The organism is Clostridium algidicarnis DSM 15099, from assembly GCF_002934235.1.
GTDB classification, from domain to species: domain Bacteria; phylum Bacillota; class Clostridia; order Clostridiales; family Clostridiaceae; genus Clostridium_L; species Clostridium_L algidicarnis.
Genome location: NZ_PTIS01000017.1, coordinates 1 through 19,354, shown reverse-complemented (window position 1 = coordinate 19,354; position 19,354 = coordinate 1). Strand labels below are relative to the sequence as shown.

Genomic DNA, 19,354 nt, shown 5'->3' with positions numbered 1-19,354 from the left:
ATGAATATAGTTGTTTGTTTAAAACAGGTACCAGATACTACAGCGGTAAGAATTGATGCTAAGACAGGAACTCTTATAAGAGAAGGAGTTCCATCTATAATAAATCCAGAAGATAAAAATGCTTTAGAAGAATCTTTAGTTTTAAAAGATAAGTATGGTGCAAAGGTAACGGTTATAAGCATGGGACCACCTCAAGCAAAAAATGCATTAAAAGAAGCATTATCCATGGGAGCAGATGAGGCTATACTTATAACAGATAGAGCTTTTGCAGGAGCTGATACATTAGCTACATCAAAAGCACTTGCTGGAGCTTTGAAAAAAATTGATTATGATATAATATTTGCAGGAAGGCAAGCTATAGATGGAGATACAGCGCAAGTTGGACCAGAAATAGCTGAGCATTTAAATATTCCTCAAATTACTTATGTACAAGAAGTAGTAGCAGAAGGAAATGTATTAAAAGTAAATAGAGCTTTAGAAGATGGTTATGAAATAATTGAAGTGAAAACTCCAGTTTTACTTACTGCTATAAAGGAATTAAATGAACCAAGATATATGCATGCGAATTATATTTATGAATCTAAAAACAAAGAAATTAAAATTTGGACAGCAGAAGATATAGATGTTGATAAATCCCAACTGGGACTTGCTGGATCACCTACAAAGGTTAAAAAGTCTATAACTAAAGAAGCAAAGGGACAAGGGGAGATAGTAAATAAACCTGCAAAAGAAGCAGTTGAACACGTATTTTCAAAACTAAGGGAAAAACATTATATTTAAATCTACACTTAGGAAATTTAGGAGGGATTTATAAATGAATATAGCTGATTATAAGGGCGTTTGGGTTTTTGCAGAACAAAGAGATGGAAAGCTTCAAAAGATTTCATTAGAGCTTATAGCTAAGGGGAGAGAAATGGCTGATAAGCTAGGTGTGAAATTAACCTCTTTACTTTTAGGTAATAATGTAGGTGAATTGTCAAAAACTCTTATAGCTTATGGTGCAGATGAAGTTTTACAGGTAGAAAGTGAATTGTTAAATGATTATACTACAGATGGGTATACGAAAGTTATATGTGAACTTGTAGATAAATACAAACCAGAAGTATTATTTATAGGTGCTACCTTTGTAGGGAGAGATCTAGGACCAAGAGTAGCTGCTAGATTAAATACAGGACTTACAGCAGATTGCACAGCTTTGGATATAGATGAAGAAACAAAGCACTTATTAATGACAAGACCTGCGTTTGGCGGAAATCTTATGGCTACAATTGAGTGTGCAGACCATAGACCTCAAATGGCAACTATAAGACCAGGGGTGTTTGCAAAGCTCATTAAAGATGAAAGTAGAGAAAAAAATATAGTTAAAATAGAGGCTAATTTAAAACAAGAAGATATAAGAACAAAGATTATAGATGTTAAAAAGATTCATAAAGAAATAGAAGATATAACAGAGGCTAAAGTTTTAGTAGCTGGTGGCAGAGGAGTTGGAGATAAGGAAAGCTTTAATCTTCTAAAAGAGCTTGCTGAAACAATGGGAGGAACAGTTGCAGCTTCTCGTGCAGCTATTGAGAAAAACTGGTTAGATAAAGATTACCAAGTTGGACAAACAGGAAAAACTGTTAGACCTAATATTTATATAGCTTGTGGTATATCAGGAGCAATTCAGCATTTAGCTGGAATGCAAGAAAGTGATATAATAATAGCTATAAATAAAGATGAAAGTGCTCCAATAATGAAACTTGCAGATTATGCAATAGTTGGAGACTTTAATAAGGTAATTCCAGAGATGATATTACAGTTTAAAACTATGCAAGAATAATCTAAAATAAGCTTAGCTAAATATATAATTTAGCTAAGCAAATTCAATATAGGAGGGTTTTTATATGGAAAAAATATTTGTACTTGGTGCAGGAACTATGGGAGCTGGTATAGTTCAAGCTTTTGCTCAAAAAGGATATGAAGTCATAGTAAGAGATATAAAGGACGAATTTGTTGAAAAAGGTATTGCTGGCATAAATAAGAATCTTACAAAGCTTGTTACTAAAGGTAAAATAACAGAAGATGATAAAGAAACTATACTTTCAAGAATCTCAGGAACTACAGATATGAATCTTGCTGAAGATTGTGATTTAGTAGTTGAAGCTGCTATAGAAAACATGGAGATTAAAAAACAAATATTTAAAGAGTTAGATAAGATATGTAAGAAAGAAACTATACTTGCTTCTAATACATCATCTTTATCCATTACAGAGGTAGCATCAGCTACAAATAGGCCAGATAAAGTTGTAGGAATGCATTTCTTTAATCCTGCAACTATAATGAAACTTGTGGAGATAATAAAAGGAATGGCTACATCAGAAGAAACTTTCAATGCTATAAAGGAAGTTTCTATATCTATTGGAAAAGACCCAGTAGAGGTTGCGGAAGCTCCGGGATTTGTAGTAAATAGAATATTAATACCTATGATAAATGAAGCAATTGGAATATTTGCAGAAGATATAGCAAGTGCAGAGGATATAGATAAATCAATGATGCTTGGAGCTAATCATCCAATGGGACCTTTGGCATTAGGAGATCTTATAGGCCTTGATGTATGTCTTGCAATAATGGATGTTTTATATAAAGAGACAGGGGATAGCAAATATAGAGCACATAGCTTACTTAGAAAATATGTAAGAGCAGGCTGGCTTGGAAGAAAAACTGGAAAAGGGTTATACGACTATAGTAAATAACATTTAAAGGATGTATTTAAAGACGGCCTATAGGCCGTCTTTTTTGAATATCATTTTAGTTAATTAGTATATAAAAGTTAAAAACACACAAAAAGTTTAATATAGTTTCTAAGTTAAACTATACTATGATAAAATAAGATTAGATTAAAAATTACAAGATAAAAAATATCACATTGGGGGAATATGAAATGAGTTTTAAAGGGTTTATAACATCTGTTATGTTAGGTCTTGTGCTATCTATAATATCTATATGGAATTTTAGAATTTCTCTTTACATATTAGGATTATTTTATATTTTAAAAGGTGCACTTCAGCTTATAAATAAAGATTATTATAATAAACTTTTGTATTTTATGAATATAGATAGGTATAAAGCATACGAACTTAAGGGAGAAGAATTTAAAAAGTATATAAAGTCAGATCCAATATCAGATTTTATTGTAGCCTTTTTATTTATCTATGTAGGATATAAAGCTAAACTTCCAACTAATAGTATAAGGTATCCATTGATGGTGTTTTTATTTATAACAATAGATTACTTAATAGAAACTAATGCTATGATTAAAAGTGAAAAATGGGAAGACTATAAGAAAAAAAGTATCTTAACAGCTATGGTTATGATATTAGCTGTATTTATTTTACTTAAGTAAGGTTAATAATTTAACTTGTTCTGTGATAAAATATTGCTCTATTATGGAACAAGTTATTTTAGGTAAACTGTTATCAAATGGCACATTATACATGTTTAATTGTAGTTGATAAATTGTGAATAAGTGTTATAATAAATATATGGACAGTAATAAGGCAACCAATAGTTAAAAGTTTAACTATGATAATGAAATTATTGTTAAACTTTTAACCGAAAATGCCATAGTTGTTATTATTATTATAAAATAAATATATGAATAAATTCGGGAGGTATGAAGCATGAATAGATTTACATTACCAAGAGACATATACTTTGGAGAAGGGTCTATGGAAGTATTGAAAACATTAAAAGGTAAAAAGGCTATTATAGTAACCGGCGGAAGCTCAATGCAAAAGTTTGGGTTTTTAGATAAGGTAGAAAGCTATTTAAAAGAGGCTGGAATAGAAACAAAGAGAATTGAAGGGGTAGAACCGGACCCATCTGTAGAAACAGTAATGAAGGGTGCAGAAACAATGAGGTCCTTTGAACCAGATTTAATAGTAGCTATTGGTGGAGGGTCACCTATAGATGCAGCTAAGGCTATGTGGATATTTTATGAGCATCCAGAAACAACCTTTGATGATGTAAAAGATCCATTTACAGTACCTGAATTAAGAAATAAAGCAAGATTTGTGGCAATACCATCAACTAGTGGTACAGCTACAGAAGTTACAGCTTTTTCAGTTATAACTGATTATAAATTAGGAATAAAATATCCATTAGCAGATTTTAATTTAACTCCAGATATAGCTATAGTAGATTCAAGTCTTGCTGAAACTATGCCAAAAGTTTTGACAGCTTACACAGGAATGGATGCTTTAACTCATGCTATAGAAGCTTACGTTGCATCTTTAAGATCGGCTTTTTCAGATCCGCTTGCAATGCAATCCATAACAATGATAAAGAAACATTTATTTAACTCTTATAATGGAGATAAAACAGCAAGAGAAGAGATGCATATAGCGCAATGTTTAGCTGGTATGGCATTTAGTAATGCACTGCTTGGAATAACTCATAGTATGGCTCATAAAACAGGTGCAGTATTCCACGTTCCACATGGTTGTGCCAATGCAATATACCTTCCTTATGTAATTCAATTCAATAAAAAGGCCTGTGGAGACAGATATGCTGAAATAGCTAGAAATTTAGCACTTGAAGGAAATAATGAAGAAGAGCTTATAGCTTCATTAATTGAAATGATAAAAGAAATGAATAAAGCCATGGGAATACCTAAGACTTTAAAAGAATATGGAGTAAAGGAAGAAGACTTTAAAGCTAATGTAAAAAGAGTATCTGCCAATGCAATTTTAGATGCTTGTACAGGATCCAATCCAAGAGAGATAAGCGAAGAAGAAATGGAAAAGTTATTTACTTGTATTTATTATGGAGATAAAGTTAATTTTTAGTCCTTTATGGAGTTACTTGTTTAATTAATATAAAAGTGGAGGTTTTCTTTAATTTAAAAATATAAGAAAACCTCATTATTTTGAACATTAAAAATATATTTATAGTTTATTATTTATTAATACTGAAATTTTATTTTTATATGTTATAATGTATATGGAAATTAAGCATGATGTAGAAAATTTAACATGGGGGAATGAATATGTACAAAATAGTTAAGAAAAGAGCCTTAGCATCTAATATTTATTTAATGGACATAGAGGCACCTAGAGTTGCTAAATCATGTCAGCCAGGACAATTTGTTATAGTTAAGATGGATGAAAAAGGTGAAAGAATACCGCTTACAATATGTGATTATGACAGGGAAATGGGAACGGTTTCTATCGTATTTCAAACACTTGGTGAATCAACAAAGATAATGGCAAACTATGAAGAAGGACAATATTTTACCGATTTTGTAGGACCACTTGGAAGACCGTCTGAAATGGTTCATGAAGATATAGAAGAACTAAAAAAGAAAAAGATAATGTTTATTGCTGGTGGAGTTGGAACAGCACCTGTTTATCCACAAGTTAAATGGTTAAAGAAAAGAGGCATAGATGCAGATGTAATCGTTGGAACAAAAACTAAAGATCTTTTAATACTAGAAGATGAGCTTAAATCTGTAGCAGGAAATTTATATGTAGCCACAGATGATGGATCTTATGGATTTAAAGGACTAGTTACTGAATGTCTTAAAGACTTAGTAAATAATCAAGGAAAACATTATGACTTAGTAGTTGCAATAGGACCTATGATAATGATGAAGTTCGTTGTAATGCTTACTAAAGAATTAGATATACCAACAGTTGTTAGTTTAAATCCTATAATGGTTGATGGTACAGGCATGTGTGGTGCTTGTAGAGTAACTGTTGGAAATGAAGTTAAATTTGCTTGTGTAGATGGACCTGAATTTGATGGACACTTAGTTAACTTTGATGAAGCAATGAGAAGACAAACTATGTATAAAACAGAAGAAGGAAGAAAAGTATTAAAGAAAGAAGAGGGCGACACACATCATGGCGGTGGTTGTGGCTGCGGAGGTGATAAATAATGGATAGAATGAAAAGAACTCCAATATCAGAACAAGATCCAAAAATAAGAGCTACTAATTTTGAAGAAGTTTGTTTAGGATATACAAAAGAAGAAGCTATGGAAGAAGCTTCCAGATGCTTGAATTGCAAAAAACCTCAATGCGTAACTCAATGCCCAGTAACAATTGAAATACCAGAATTTATTCAGTGTGTAAAAAACGGTGAATTTGAAGAAGCAGCAAGAGTTATAGCTAGATCTAGTGCTCTTCCAGCAGTCTGTGGTAGAGTATGTCCTCAAGAAGTACAATGTGAAGGCAAATGTATATTAGGAATAAAAGGAGAAGCTGTTGCTATTGGTAAACTTGAAAGATTCGTAGCAGACTGGTCAAGAGAAAATAACATTGACCTTTCAAAGGTTGATTCTAAAAATGGTAAAAAGGTAGCTGTAGTAGGAAGTGGTCCTGCAGGACTTACTTGCGCTGGAGAACTTGCTAAAAAAGGTTATGATGTAACTATTTTTGAAGCACTACATCAGCCAGGTGGGGTTTTGGTATATGGAATACCAGAATTTAGACTTCCAAAAGATACAGTAGTTAAACATGAAATAGAAAATGTTAAGAAGTTAGGTGTTAAGATAGAAACTAACGTAATAGTTGGAAGAACCGTAACTATAGACCAGTTATTCGAAGAAGAAGACTTTGATGCTGTCTTTATAGGATCTGGAGCAGGTCTTCCAAAGTTTATGGGAATACCAGGAGAAAATGCTAATGGAGTATGTTCTGCTAATGAATTCTTAACTAGAAACAACTTAATGAAAGCATTTAAAGAAGGGTATTCTACACCTATAAGAGTTGGAGACAGAGTTGCAGTAGTAGGTGGAGGAAATGTTGCTATGGACGCTGCTAGAACTGCATTAAGATTAGGTGCAGAGTCACATATAGTATATAGAAGATCAGAATCCGAACTTCCAGCAAGAGCAGAAGAAGTTCATCATGCTAAAGAAGAAGGGGTTGTATTTGACCTATTAACAAATCCAGTAGAAATACTTACAGATGATAAGGGATGGGTTACTGGAATGAAATGTGTAAGAATGGAGCTTGGAGAAGCTGACGCATCAGGAAGAAGAAAACCTGTTGAAATTGAAGGATCAGAATTTGTTATAGAATTAGATACAGTTATAATGTCACTTGGAACATCACCAAATCCATTGATTCCTTCAACTACAAAAGGTCTTGAAATAAATAAGAGAAAATGTATTGTTACAGAAGAAGAAACAGGACTTACAACAAGAGAAAAAGTATATGCTGGTGGAGATGCTGTAACAGGAGCAGCTACAGTAATACTTGCTATGGGAGCCGGTAAGAAGGCAGCAGCATCCATAGATGAATTTTTAAGCAAATAATAGAGCTATATAATGAGAGCCTTTTAATATGTATAAAAGTACATTAAAAGGCTCTTTTGTCTTCCTTATTTGTATTAATTATCTCTAAAAGCAAAACTTTTTTAATATGATAGTCTATTATTGATTATACACTAAAGATAGTAGACTATAATTCTGAAAAACTGGCATTTAATAACTCTATATTTGATTTTAGAATAGAGTTATCTTATAATAATATTTATTAGAGAAATTAAGGCGTATTAAGAGATATGTCATACCTTGAACTGTTATTTTCAAAATATAAAGGAAATAGTTAAAGGAGAAAAGCTATGGATTATAAAAATATTGAAAGTTTTGATAAGGGGATAATTATAAAAAAAGTTAAAAATTTTAATCTTATACACATATTTGATTGTGGTCAATGCTTCAGATGGGATAGAGAAGAAAATGGAAATTATATAGGAGTTGCTTTTGAGAGGGTTATAGAATTAGAAAAAAGAGATGAAGATGTACTTATATATAATACTACAGAAGAGGAATTTAAAAATATTTGGGAAGAGTACTTTGATCTTCAAAGAGACTATAAGGACATAAAGCTAGAACTTAGCAAAGATCCTTTACTAAAAAGAGCTGTGAATTTTGGTGATGGAATAAGGATACTTCGGCAAGAACCTTTTGAAATTACTATATCTTTTATAATATCTGCCAACAACAGAATACCTATGATAAAAAGGGCTATAAACAATATAAGCAGTAAGTGGGGAAAGCCTATTGAGTATAAAGGAAAGACATATTATGCATTTCCTAGAATAGAAGATTTACAAGGGGTTTCATTAGAGGATATTGGTGGTTGTAGTGTTGGATTTAGAGCAAAATATATAAAGGATTCTGTAGACAAAATTTATAAGGCTAAAGTCTTATGTGAAAAGATAAAGAATGAAGGCATAGTGGATGAAGCAGAAATAGAAGATGCAAGAAAGTATGATTTACATTATATTAAAAGCTGTGATGATGATACTTGCCATTTAAGCCTTCAAAACTTTTCGGGAATAGGTCCTAAAGTTGCAGATTGCATAATGCTATTTTCTATGCAAAAGTATTCAGCTTTTCCGGTGGATGTATGGGTTAAAAGAGCTATGCAACATTTTTATTTAGCACCAGATGTTTCCTTAAAGAAAATACGAGAATTTGGGAAAGACAGATTTAATGAACTTTCAGGATTTGCACAACAATATTTATTTTATTATGCAAGAGAAAATAGTATTAAAATGTAGAAAGTAAATTACTGCTTAGCTAAAATGTTACGTAACTTGCAATGAACATAAATTTGATTATATTAGTGAACAAATAATTTTAATATGATTATACTTATTTATTAAAGGTAGGAAATATAAAAAAGGTTTATATATCCTACCTTTAATTTGATTTAATCAAGGTTTAAAAAGATAATAATAACGTAAAAACATCAAAAAGGTTGATACTATTTTAATGTAAATCTGATATAATAGAAATGAAATTGTTTACTGATAGCGTTTCTAACTGTACTAATTTTAAAATATTTAAGATAGTACAAGTATTTATTTTAAAGAGGTGTATATTATGTTCCATTTTGAAACTCAATTAAAAAGATTAAAGCATGAAGTTTTAAAAGATGTTGCTGTATTAGCTATTGAAGATAAGCTTGATGATGAAAATTTAAAAAGTATACCATATAAAATTATTAGTGGAAATACCCCTACTTATAGATGTTGTGTTCATAAGGAAAGATCTATATTAAATGAGAGAGTTAAATTGGCTATGGGATGTCTTCCAGATGGTGATCATCCTAAAATCGAATTTATTGATATTAAAGATAAAAAGCAAATAGTATATATAATAGAAGCTGCCTGTGATAGGTGCCCTATAAATAAATATAATGTAACAGAAGCCTGTAGAGGGTGCATAGCTCACAAATGTATGGAGGTCTGTCCAGCTAATGCAATGATTAGAGTGGCTGGTAAAGCTTATATAAATCAAGAATTGTGTAAGGAATGTGGATTGTGTAAAAAAGCATGTCCTTATGATGCTATATCCGAAGTTATGCGACCTTGCAAGGTATCTTGTCCTACGGGGGCCTTAGAAGTAAGAGAGGAAGATAGACGAGCTATAATAGAAGAAGAACATTGTATAAATTGTGGAAGTTGTATATCTGCATGTCCTTTTGGGGCAATATCAGATAAGAGCTATATAGTTCCTGTAGTTCAGGAATTATCAAAAGAAGATTCTAATATTTATGCAGTGGTAGCTCCAGCTATTGCAGGACAGTTTGGACCTAAAGTAACTATGGGGAAAGTTAGAGATGCCTTTAAAAAGGTGGGGTTTAAAGATATATTTGAAGCGGCTTGTGGAGCAGATGCTGTAACAGTTCATGAAGGCAAAGAGTTTGTGGAAAGAATGGAAAAAGGCCATAAGTATATGACTAATTCCTGTTGCCCAGGATTTATGAATTTTATAGAAAAAAAGTTTCCAGATGAAATAGAAAGAGTTTCAACAACTGTATCTCCTATGATAGCTACAGCTAGATTTATTAAATCAAAAGATAATTTAGCAAAGGTAATATTTGTAGGGCCTTGTGTGGCTAAAAAGAGTGAGGCTACAAGAGATGAATTAAAAGGTGATGTAGATTATGTGTTAACATTTGAAGAAATAGCAGCAATTATGGATGCATTTAGTGTAGACCCTGAAAATTGTGAAGAGCAAGCAATTGATGAGGCGTCTATATTTGGAAGAGGATTTGCAAATGGTGGAGGACTTACAGCAGCTATTGAGAACTTTATAAAAGATAGCAATATAAAGGTAGATTTCAAACCTGTGAGGGTAAGTGGTGCTATTGAAATTAAAAAGGCTATGACTATGGCGAAGGTTGGAAGACTTGGTGGTAACTTTATTGAAGGTATGATGTGTGAGGGTGGATGCACTGGAGGCCCTGCTACGCTATTACCACCAATGAAGTCAAAGGGCCTATTTATTAAATTTAGTAACGAAGCTAGTAAAAAGTCTGTAATTGAAAATGATAGATTAAAAGAATTTGAAAAGATAAATTTAGAAAGATAAATTTATCTTTCTAAACTACGAATTTTTAAATTTTGTTTTTGTTTAGCTTTTTATGTAAGAATATAAGAATTATTGAACATACTACTAAAAGCGATAATATAAGCATAGACTCATGAAAAAAGAATTCCTGAGGTAAGATATTTATAATAGGATCTTTTATAGGGTCAAATAACCAATAATCATTTGAAAAGAATATTTCATGAAATGTTACAAAAGATTTATCGAAGTTTATTATAAAAGGTATAGCCAATGTTAAAGGAATTAATATTAACATAAAATAAGAATATTTTAGAAAAGAAAAGTTTCTTAGCCTTGAAAGGTGAGCTATTAAGATTAGGGATAATATAAAGGTGAAAAGAGAAACATAAGTTATGATATTAAATATATTTTTTACATCGACGAAGTGTTCTCTTCCCTCATGGGACATAAAAAAGTCTTCAAAAATCAAATCATCATTATTAAGAGGGTTAAGATAATCGATAAGTATAGTATAATTTTTTATGGTAGCTTCCTTACTTATATTAGCCTCTAAAGGAATATTTAATCTAGTTGTATCAATTTTATATAAGGTTTTAAAATTTAAAGCAAATATTGTACTAGAAGTTAATAAAAATACGGCTAAGGCTATACCACATAATAATGAAATTAATTTATTTAGTTTGTTCATATTAAGCGCTCCTATCATAAAATTTGATTATTTGAATATTAATTAAAAGGAGAATATATAGTTATATACGGATTATATTATAATATATAGATTCTATTATAATATAAAAATAGCAATATAAAACAACTTAAATTACAAAATGGAAGAAATCTTGTGTAATAGCTACTAAGAGGGAGTAATTCGCATATTAATGCAAATATTAAGGATATTAGATATTTAAGTAAATTTGAATTTATGTTGATTATTCTTTATTATAAGAATTGTATTAGCACTCATTCAAATAGAGTGCTAACAATAAGGTAATCAATTAATTTATATAAAATAAAAATAAATACATTAAGGAGGGGTTTAAATGAATATTAGACCACTTGGAGACAGGGTAGTAATAAAGAGATTAGAAGCAGAAGAAAAAACTAAAAGCGGAATAGTTTTAACTGGTACAGCAAAGGAAAGACCTCAAGAAGCAACAGTAGTAGCAGTAGGACCTGGTGGATATGTAGAGGGAAAAGATATTAAGATGGAAGTAAAGGTTGGAGATAAGGTATTATTCTCTAAGTATGCAGGTACAGAAGTTAAACTTGATGCAGAAGAGTACACTATTTTAAAACAAGATGATATATTAGCTATTGTTGAATAGTAACACATAGGAGAATCATAATATTATTTCAGGAGGGTGAATATAAATGGCTAAAAATATAATATTCGGTGAAGATGCAAGAAGATCTATGCAAAGAGGTGTAGATATTTTAGCTGACACTGTTAAAGTTACATTAGGACCTAAGGGAAGAAACGTAGTTTTAGATAAAAAATTTGGAGCTCCTTTAATTACAAATGACGGAGTTACTATAGCAAGAGAAATAGAACTTGAAGATCAATATGAAAACATGGGAGCACAATTAGTTAAAGAAGTTGCAACTAAAACTAATGATGTAGCAGGAGACGGAACTACTACAGCAACACTTCTTGCTCAAGCTATAATAAGAGAAGGATTAAGAAATGTTACAGCAGGAGCAAACCCAATGCTTGTAAGAAAAGGCATTAAGCTTGCTGTAGATAAATCAGTAGAAGAAATTAAAAAGGCTTCAAGACCAGTAGAAGGAAAAGAAGATATAGCTAGAGTTGCTGCAATATCAGCTGCAGATGAGGAAATAGGAAAACTTATAGCAGATGCTATGGAAAAGGTAGGAAACGAAGGTGTTATCACTGTAGAAGAATCAAGATCTATGGGAACTGAACTTGATGTAGTTGAAGGTATGCAATTCGATAGAGGCTATGTAAGCCCTTATATGGTAACAGACACAGAAAAGATGGAAGCTGTTTTAGAGGATCCATATATACTTTTAACAGACAAAAAGATAACTAACATTCAAGAGATACTACCAGTGCTTGAACAAATAGTTCAACAAGGTAAGAAACTTCTTATAATATCAGAAGATATTGAAGGAGAGGCAATGGCTACATTAGTTGTAAATAAACTAAGAGGAACATTTACTTGTGTTGGAGTTAAGGCACCGGGTTTTGGAGATAGAAGAAAAGAAATGCTTGAAGATATAGCAATATTAACAGGTGGAGAAGTTATATCAGAAGAACTTGGAAAAGATTTAAAAGATGCTACACTTGAAATGCTTGGAAGAGCTGAAAGTGTAAGGATTTCTAAAGAAAACACTACTATTGTAAATGGTAAAGGTGATTCAAAGAGTATAAAAGATAGAGTAAACCAAATAAAAGCTCAATTAGAAGAAACAACATCAGAATTCGATAAAGAAAAATTCCAAGAAAGATTAGCTAAACTTTCAGGCGGAGTTGCAGTTATAAAGGTAGGAGCAGCTACTGAAACTGAATTAAAAGAAAGAAAGCTTAGAATCGAAGATGCTTTAGCAGCAACTAAGGCAGCAGTAGAAGAAGGTATTGTTTCAGGTGGTGGAGTATCTTACGTTAATGTTTTAGGAGAAGTAAATAAATTAACTACAGAAGATACAGATATTCAAGTTGGAATTAACATAGTAGCTAGAGCTTTAGAAGAGCCAATGAGACAAATAGCTATAAATGCTGGAGTAGAAGGCTCTGTTATACTTGAAAAAATAAGAAATAGTGAAGCTGGTATAGGATATGATGCTTTAAAAGGTGAATATGTAAACATGATTAAAGCTGGAATAGTAGATCCAACTAAGGTTACAAGATCTGCACTTCAAAATGCAGCATCAGTAGCATCAATATTCTTAACTACAGAAGCAGCAATTAGTGATATACCAGAAGCAAACCCACAACCAATGCCAGGAGCAGGTATGGGAATGGACGGAATGTACTAAAATAAACAAAAACTTAATATTAAAAGATGTTTTGGATTGCCAAAACATCTTTTTTTATCAAATAATATAGTATAAATAATATAGTATAAATAAAATACCTCTTTAATATATGGAGTATATATTAAAGAGGTATTTTAATTTATTTAAAAATAGTTAAAAATTATGAATAAGCTATATGAATTGAGTTAAGAATTATAGCTAGGTATATGATATTGTACACTTCTTAATATAAAGCATTAATGATGAAACTTTAGGAGTATACCTAATAAAAATTAAAGGAGATAAATAAAGTGAGAAAATTTTCTAGAACAAATAAAAAAAAGAAGGGGTTTACATTAATAGAGCTTTTAATAGTTATATCAATTATAGGTATCTTAGCAACATTAATCGTACCAAAGTTTTCTAATGTTACAAAGGATGCTAAGATAAAAACAGATTTAGCTAATGCTAGAACTATATATAATGTAGTTAATACTTGTATTGCAAATGATGAAATTAAAGATACCGATTTCGAAAAAGGTGTACTTTCAATTAATGATAGCAGAATAAAAAAATACATTCAAGTTATACCAAAACCAAAAGCAAAGGAAGGAGACTTTGTTATATCTAAAACTGATGAGAATATAGTAATTATGATTGATAAAGAAGTGATTTATCCCACTGATGATGTTGGTGCTAGCGAGTAATTTAATTATAAAAAGTTAATAGAGAAGAGAAAAACCTAATAAAGTATATTTAAGCTATTCAAAATAAAAATTGAGTAGCTTTTTTAGATATTTTTCAAAATTAGCCTGAATTCCTATTGCATTAACATCTTTCTTGAAGTATAATACTAACAAATATTTAAATAAAGAAATTTTAAATTCAAATTTATAAAATTATGCAGGAATATATTCAACTCATATATACCCAAAATAAGGTTGGGAGTATCTACCGAATACCAAAAATATTCGACTATGAGTGGGGATTAATATATCTTTTAAAGACATATTAATTTTCACTTAGAGTAAAGTGAGAATTGGTATGTTTTTGTTTATTTATCCGATGGCTACCATCCGTAACACCCCTATACTCTTCAAGGTGAGGGATAACTGTTGCTACGCCCCTGGATAAGTTCTTCTAAGGCACAGATGGAGAGAGGTGTTCCTTATAAGCAAACTCCACCTGTGTCTAAGAATCACTTGATGGGAATACTAGTTTGATTATTTCAATTTAAAATTCTTGCAATAATATCTTAAAAGAATACAAATAAAGGAAGGATGATTGTTTTGGCTAAAATATTAAAAACAGCGTATACATTTGATGATGTGCTTTTAGTACCTAATAAATCTGAAATATTACCTAGAGATGTAGAACTAAGTACTAATCTTACTAAAAAGATAAAACTTAACATACCTTTAATAAGCGCAGGTATGGATACTGTAACAGAATCAAAGATGGCAATTGCTATAGCTCGTGAAGGCGGAATTGGAATCATACACAAAAATATGACAATTGAGCAACAGGCAAGTGAGGTAGATAGAGTAAAAAGACAGGAAAATGGAGTAATAAAAGATCCCTTTTATTTGTCACCTGAACATACTATAGAGGATGCAGACAAGTTAATGGCTAAATATAGAATATCGGGAGTTCCTATTACTATAGAAGGCAAGCTTGTAGGTATAATAACTAATAGAGATATCATATTTGAATATGACTTTAGTAAAAAAATAAAAGATGTTATGACAAAAGAAAATTTAATTACAGCACCAGAAGGAACTAGCATGGAAGAAGCTAAAAATCTACTTAAAACAAATAAGATAGAAAAGCTTCCATTAGTAGATAAAGAATTTAATCTTAAAGGGCTTATAACAATTAAGGATATTGAAAAATCAATAAAATTTCCAAATGCAGCTAAAGATAGTCAAGGTAGATTATTATGTGGTGCTGCAGTAGGTGTTACTAATGATATGATAGAAAGAGTAGATGCTCTAGTTAAAGCTGGTGTAGACATTATAACTCTTGATACAGCTCATGGTCATTCCAAGGGAGTTTTAGAAGGGGTTAAAAAAATAAAGAGTTTATATAATGATTTAGAAATTATAGCAGGAAATGTAGCTACAGCAGAAGCTACAAAAGACTTAATAGAAGCAGGAGCAGATTGCATAAAGGTAGGTATAGGACCTGGGTCTATATGCACTACTAGAATAGTAGCAGGAGTTGGAGTTCCACAACTTACAGCAGTTATGGATTGTGTTGAAGAGGCAGAAAAACATGGCGTGTCTGTAATAGCTGATGGTGGTATAAAGTATTCCGGAGATATAGTAAAAGCGTTATCAGCAGGGGCAAAGGCATGTATGATGGGTTCTTTATTTGCAGGATGCGAAGAATCACCTGGTGGAACTGAGATATATCAAGGAAGAACTTACAAGGTTTATAGAGGAATGGGATCTTTAGGCGCAATGGCAGCTGGAAGCAGAGATAGATACTTCCAAGAAGGAAATAAGAAACTTGTACCAGAAGGCGTCGAAGGAAGAGTACCATACAAAGGATATGTATGCGAAACTATATATCAACTAATAGGTGGAATACGTTCCGGCATGGGATACTTAGGATCAAAGACTTTAGTTGATTTATATAATACTTCAACTTTTGTAGTTCAAACCTCAGCAGGATTTAGGGAAAGTCACCCACACGATATAAATATTACAAAAGAAGCTCCAAATTATAGCGTAAATCATTAAAGGTATATATAATCAAAAGTATATAGAATCGAAATTATATGAGCTTAAAAGTATATATTAACTTAGGAGGATTGCATGAATAAAGATTTAGTTTTAGTAATAGATTTTGGTGGTCAGTATAGTCAGTTAATAGCTAGAAGGGTTAGGGAATGTGGTATATATTGCGAAATCATTCCTTATACTTACAACATAGAAAAGATAAAAGAAAAGTCACCTAAAGGTATGATTTTTACAGGTGGACCTAATAGTGTTTATGGTGATAACTCACCAACTATTAGTGAAGAAATATTTAATATAGGAGTGCCTATACTAGGTATTTGTTATGGAGCTCAGCTTATGGCTCACGTACTTGGTGGAGAAGTTAAGGCATCTACAGGAAGAGAATATGGGAAAACTGATATAAATATAGATAATAACAGTTTGTTATTTAAAGGTGTTAGTGAAAAAGAACAATGTTGGATGAGTCATACGGATTTTATAACTAAAGAGCCAAAAGGATTTGAAATAATAGCTACAACTCCAAAATGTCCTGTAGGAGCTATAGAAAATTCAGAAAAGGCATTATATGGAGTTCAATTTCATCCAGAAGTAGAACATACACCGGCTGGAAGATTAATGATAGAAAACTTTTTATATAAGATATGTAAATTAGAAAAAAGCTGGACTATGGCTTCATTTGCAGAAGAAAAGATAAAAGAAATAAAAAGCATAGTAGGAGATAAAAAACTTATATGTGCATTATCAGGAGGGGTAGATTCTTCTGTAGCAGCACTTTTGATTCATAAAGCTGTAGGGAAGCAATTAACCTGTATATTTGTAGACCATGGTTTACTTAGAAAAGATGAAGGTGACATGGTAGAAAAGGTATTTAAAGAAGAATTTGATTTAAATATAATAAGGGTAAATGCGAAAGATAGATTTCTTTCAAAACTTAAATCTGTTTCAGAACCTGAAAAGAAAAGGAAGATAATTGGAGAAGAATTCATTAGAATATTTGAAGAAGAAGCAAATAAACTAGGTGAAATAGACTTCTTAGTTCAAGGTACTATATACCCAGATGTAGTAGAAAGCGGTACGGATACCTCTGCTGTAATAAAGAGTCATCACAATGTAGGGGGACTTCCAGAAGATATGAACTTTAAACTTATAGAACCTCTAAGAGAATTGTTTAAAGATGAAGTTAGAGCTGTAGGTGAGGAACTTGGAATACCACATAAACTTGTTTGGAGACAGCCTTTCCCAGGTCCAGGACTTGCTATAAGAGTATTAGGAGAAGTTACAGAAGAAAAGTTAAGCATAGTTAGAGAAGCGGATTCTATAATGAGAGAAGAAATTTCAAATGCTGGACTTGAAGAGAACATATGGCAGTACTTTGCATGCCTTCCTAATATACAGTCAGTAGGAGTTATGGGCGATGAGAGAACTTATTGTCATACAATAGCTTTAAGAGCAGTAAACTCTTCTGATGGTATGACCTCAGATTGGAGTAGAATTCCCTACGAAGTACTAGATAAAATCTCTAGAAGAATAGTTAATGAAGTGAAAGACGTTAATAGAATAGTCTATGATATAACCTCAAAGCCACCTTCAACTATTGAGTGGGAGTAAAACATATATATAATTTGAAATGAGAAAGCCTATTTTACAGTGTTTATTATGATTAATAACTTGTAAAATAGGCTTAATTTTATATAGTTCCCCACCAATTCCACCACCAAAAGGATTTATTATAATAACATTAAATAGTATCAATATTATTTTTTAAAAAAATATATTCTGGAAATGTTAAAGAATTAGCGAAAATAATATTTTCATTATTATTGTAATGAAAAAAAGCTGGAAATTTTCCTTTGCAGTCTATCTCTAAATTATTTATTATAACTTTTTTAGACCAATTTAATCTAGGAGATGGTAGTGGGTCGGGGATTATTAGTATCTGATTGATATAATAATAGTCAAAATCATTAACTTTAGAAAGTTGTTTGAAAATCTTATCATTTTCTTTAGTATCAGTTATCAAATCAAACTCCATATTATCAATTTTTAATAAGGCTATTGATGGGTGGTAAGCAAATGCTATTGTGGAATCCATTACAATACTTCCTTTTAATTAATTTTATTTATATTATAATTATGATTATAAGTTGTGTTAGTTAGAACAATTATTATTTTATTATACTATAAAGATTAAGTGTTTAAATTAAATATGTTCTTTTTTAGAAGTCTTTATTTATTTAATGGTAAAAAAAGCTTTACAACCACTTGAATTGGTGTTACTATAAATTCGAGGAAAGCTCAGTTCTATCTCAAGGCAAGTTGAACATCTATAAAAGTCATATATTAAGTAAAAGAAAGGAAGTTTTAAAATTGATATTAAAATTAAAAAGGTTAAATTATAAGTACATTATTTTTTTGAGCTTGGCAAACAAGGATATCAGAATGATAGAAATAGAAAAGTATATTGAAGATAGAGTTAAAGAATATAATCTTTATCAAAGAACATCTACAAAGAATAAGAAAATAATAAGCGATTGGAAGACAGATGAAAAGCAGGATTTGCTTATAATGACTGTGGAGAGTGAAAATCCTTTGCCAATTCCGGTTCGAGGGATCAAATATTTCACACAACTTTTGATTGAACATCTTGAAAAAGAGGATAGATTATTGCATGATGAAATTTTGAAAAAAAAGACATTTTTTAGAACAGTAGATATAGAAGTCCAAGAAAACAATCCTTTAAAAAATGATATAGATGTAGAAGAAAAAATAGTAGAAGTTAAAGAAACTACTTCTTTAAAAAAGGATGTAGAAGAAACAAAAGAAGTTCAAGGAGTCAATATTAATTTAAGAGAGGTAAGAAAATTAATATTGCGTGAAGAAATAATAGGTTTACTTATTAAATCAAATATTAGTGAGGAGAAGCTTGAAGAGATAAAAGGAGTATTGGATAGTGTTAACTAATCTATGAAAAAACAGATTAAAAATTTTAAGATTTAAATTACACTTTGAAAAGTGAAAATGTGCTCTAAAATAATGAGGTGTTACTTTTTCTTTCACCAGAACTTTTAAATTTATTCTGGAAAATTAAAAAAGAGCAACAAGAATACACCTTTTCAGACTGTTTATTTTTAACAAAATGCTGATAGGTGAAAATAATTTGATTATATCAATAGATAAATCATAGATTTGTCTATACAACCTGATTTTTTAGTATAAGTTGTTGTGAGAGTTCAATTAACTTTTGCCATTTTCCTGGCATGGTAGAAATTCTTTCAAGCTCAGGG

General features: G+C 31.0%; 17 protein-coding genes and 1 riboswitch. Of the genes, 15 read left to right on the top strand and 2 right to left on the bottom strand.

The features are described from left to right. The 9 genes from BD821_RS10790 (at position 1) to BD821_RS10750 (ending at position 10,371) form a co-directional block, all read left to right on the top strand. The gene (locus BD821_RS10790) at positions 1-780 is read left to right on the top strand and encodes an electron transfer flavoprotein subunit beta/FixA family protein (protein WP_029451057.1); all 780 of its coding nucleotides are present in this window, start codon (positions 1-3) and stop codon (positions 778-780) included. Between the two features lie 34 nt (positions 781-814). Further along, positions 815-1,819 carry an electron transfer flavoprotein subunit alpha/FixB family protein gene (locus tag BD821_RS10785; RefSeq protein WP_104410478.1) on the top strand — a complete coding sequence of 335 codons (1,005 nt, stop codon included), beginning with the start codon at positions 815-817 and terminating at the stop codon, positions 1,817-1,819. 64 nt (positions 1,820-1,883) lie between these two features. Beyond that, a complete protein-coding gene (locus tag BD821_RS10780; RefSeq protein WP_104410477.1) occupies positions 1,884-2,732 on the top strand; it encodes a 3-hydroxybutyryl-CoA dehydrogenase in 849 nt (282 codons plus the stop codon). Positions 2,733-2,920: 188 nt separating this feature from the next. Then, positions 2,921-3,382, top strand: coding sequence for a hypothetical protein (locus tag BD821_RS10775; protein WP_104410476.1), 462 nt, complete (start codon positions 2,921-2,923; stop codon positions 3,380-3,382). A gap of 277 nt (positions 3,383-3,659) precedes the next feature. Next, on the top strand, positions 3,660-4,826 hold the full coding sequence (locus tag BD821_RS10770) for an iron-containing alcohol dehydrogenase (RefSeq protein ID WP_029451053.1): 1,167 nt from the start codon (positions 3,660-3,662) through the stop codon (positions 4,824-4,826). A 200-nt stretch (positions 4,827-5,026) separates the two neighbouring features. After that, entirely contained in the window at positions 5,027-5,917 is an 891-nt protein-coding gene (locus BD821_RS10765; RefSeq protein WP_029451052.1) for a sulfide/dihydroorotate dehydrogenase-like FAD/NAD-binding protein, read from the top strand. Continuing rightward, the gene (gene gltA / locus BD821_RS10760) at positions 5,917-7,299 is read left to right on the top strand and encodes an NADPH-dependent glutamate synthase (protein ID WP_029451051.1); all 1,383 of its coding nucleotides are present in this window, start codon (positions 5,917-5,919) and stop codon (positions 7,297-7,299) included. The genes BD821_RS10765 and gltA overlap by 1 nt, the downstream gene beginning before the upstream one ends. 308 nt (positions 7,300-7,607) lie before the next feature. Further along, positions 7,608-8,552 carry a DNA-3-methyladenine glycosylase family protein gene (locus BD821_RS10755; protein WP_104410475.1) on the top strand — a complete coding sequence of 315 codons (945 nt, stop codon included), beginning with the start codon at positions 7,608-7,610 and terminating at the stop codon, positions 8,550-8,552. Between the two features lie 325 nt (positions 8,553-8,877). Next, positions 8,878-10,371 carry a 4Fe-4S dicluster domain-containing protein gene (locus BD821_RS10750; protein WP_029451048.1) on the top strand — a complete coding sequence of 498 codons (1,494 nt, stop codon included), beginning with the start codon at positions 8,878-8,880 and terminating at the stop codon, positions 10,369-10,371. Between the two features lie 25 nt (positions 10,372-10,396). Here the strand turns inward: BD821_RS10750 and BD821_RS10745 are convergent, their stop codons facing one another. Beyond that, a complete protein-coding gene (locus BD821_RS10745; protein ID WP_169994128.1) occupies positions 10,397-11,038 on the bottom strand; it encodes a TIGR01906 family membrane protein in 642 nt (213 codons plus the stop codon). 352 nt (positions 11,039-11,390) lie between these two features. Here BD821_RS10745 and groES point away from each other — a divergent pair, with 352 nt between their 5' ends. From groES to guaA, 5 genes are all read left to right on the top strand, one after another. Continuing rightward, entirely contained in the window at positions 11,391-11,675 is a 285-nt protein-coding gene (gene groES, locus BD821_RS10740; protein ID WP_029451046.1) for a co-chaperone GroES, read from the top strand. 46 nt (positions 11,676-11,721) lie between these two features. Beyond that, complete coding sequence (groL, locus tag BD821_RS10735; protein WP_029451045.1) at positions 11,722-13,347, top strand: chaperonin GroEL; 1,626 nt, start codon at positions 11,722-11,724, stop codon at positions 13,345-13,347. Between the two features lie 290 nt (positions 13,348-13,637). Next, positions 13,638-14,033, top strand: coding sequence for a type II secretion system protein (locus tag BD821_RS13780; protein WP_104410473.1), 396 nt, complete (start codon positions 13,638-13,640; stop codon positions 14,031-14,033). Between the two features lie 193 nt (positions 14,034-14,226). Beyond that, a riboswitch (purine riboswitch) is annotated at positions 14,227-14,324 on the top strand. 291 nt (positions 14,325-14,615) lie between these two features. Next, positions 14,616-16,070 (top strand): IMP dehydrogenase, encoded by a 1,455-nt coding sequence (guaB, locus tag BD821_RS10725; protein ID WP_104410472.1) that lies wholly within the window; start codon positions 14,616-14,618, stop codon positions 16,068-16,070. Positions 16,071-16,145: 75 nt separating this feature from the next. Beyond that, positions 16,146-17,678, top strand: coding sequence for a glutamine-hydrolyzing GMP synthase (guaA, locus tag BD821_RS10720; protein ID WP_104410471.1), 1,533 nt, complete (start codon positions 16,146-16,148; stop codon positions 17,676-17,678). A gap of 130 nt (positions 17,679-17,808) precedes the next feature. Here guaA and BD821_RS10715 read toward each other — a convergent pair whose 3' ends face one another. Next, positions 17,809-18,162 (bottom strand): hypothetical protein, encoded by a 354-nt coding sequence (locus tag BD821_RS10715; RefSeq protein ID WP_104410470.1) that lies wholly within the window; start codon positions 18,160-18,162, stop codon positions 17,809-17,811. A gap of 347 nt (positions 18,163-18,509) precedes the next feature. Between BD821_RS10715 and BD821_RS10710 the strand changes: the two genes are divergently transcribed. After that, the gene (locus tag BD821_RS10710; RefSeq protein WP_146076383.1) at positions 18,510-19,031 is read left to right on the top strand and encodes a hypothetical protein; all 522 of its coding nucleotides are present in this window, start codon (positions 18,510-18,512) and stop codon (positions 19,029-19,031) included. The last annotated feature ends 323 nt before the right edge of the window (positions 19,032-19,354 follow it).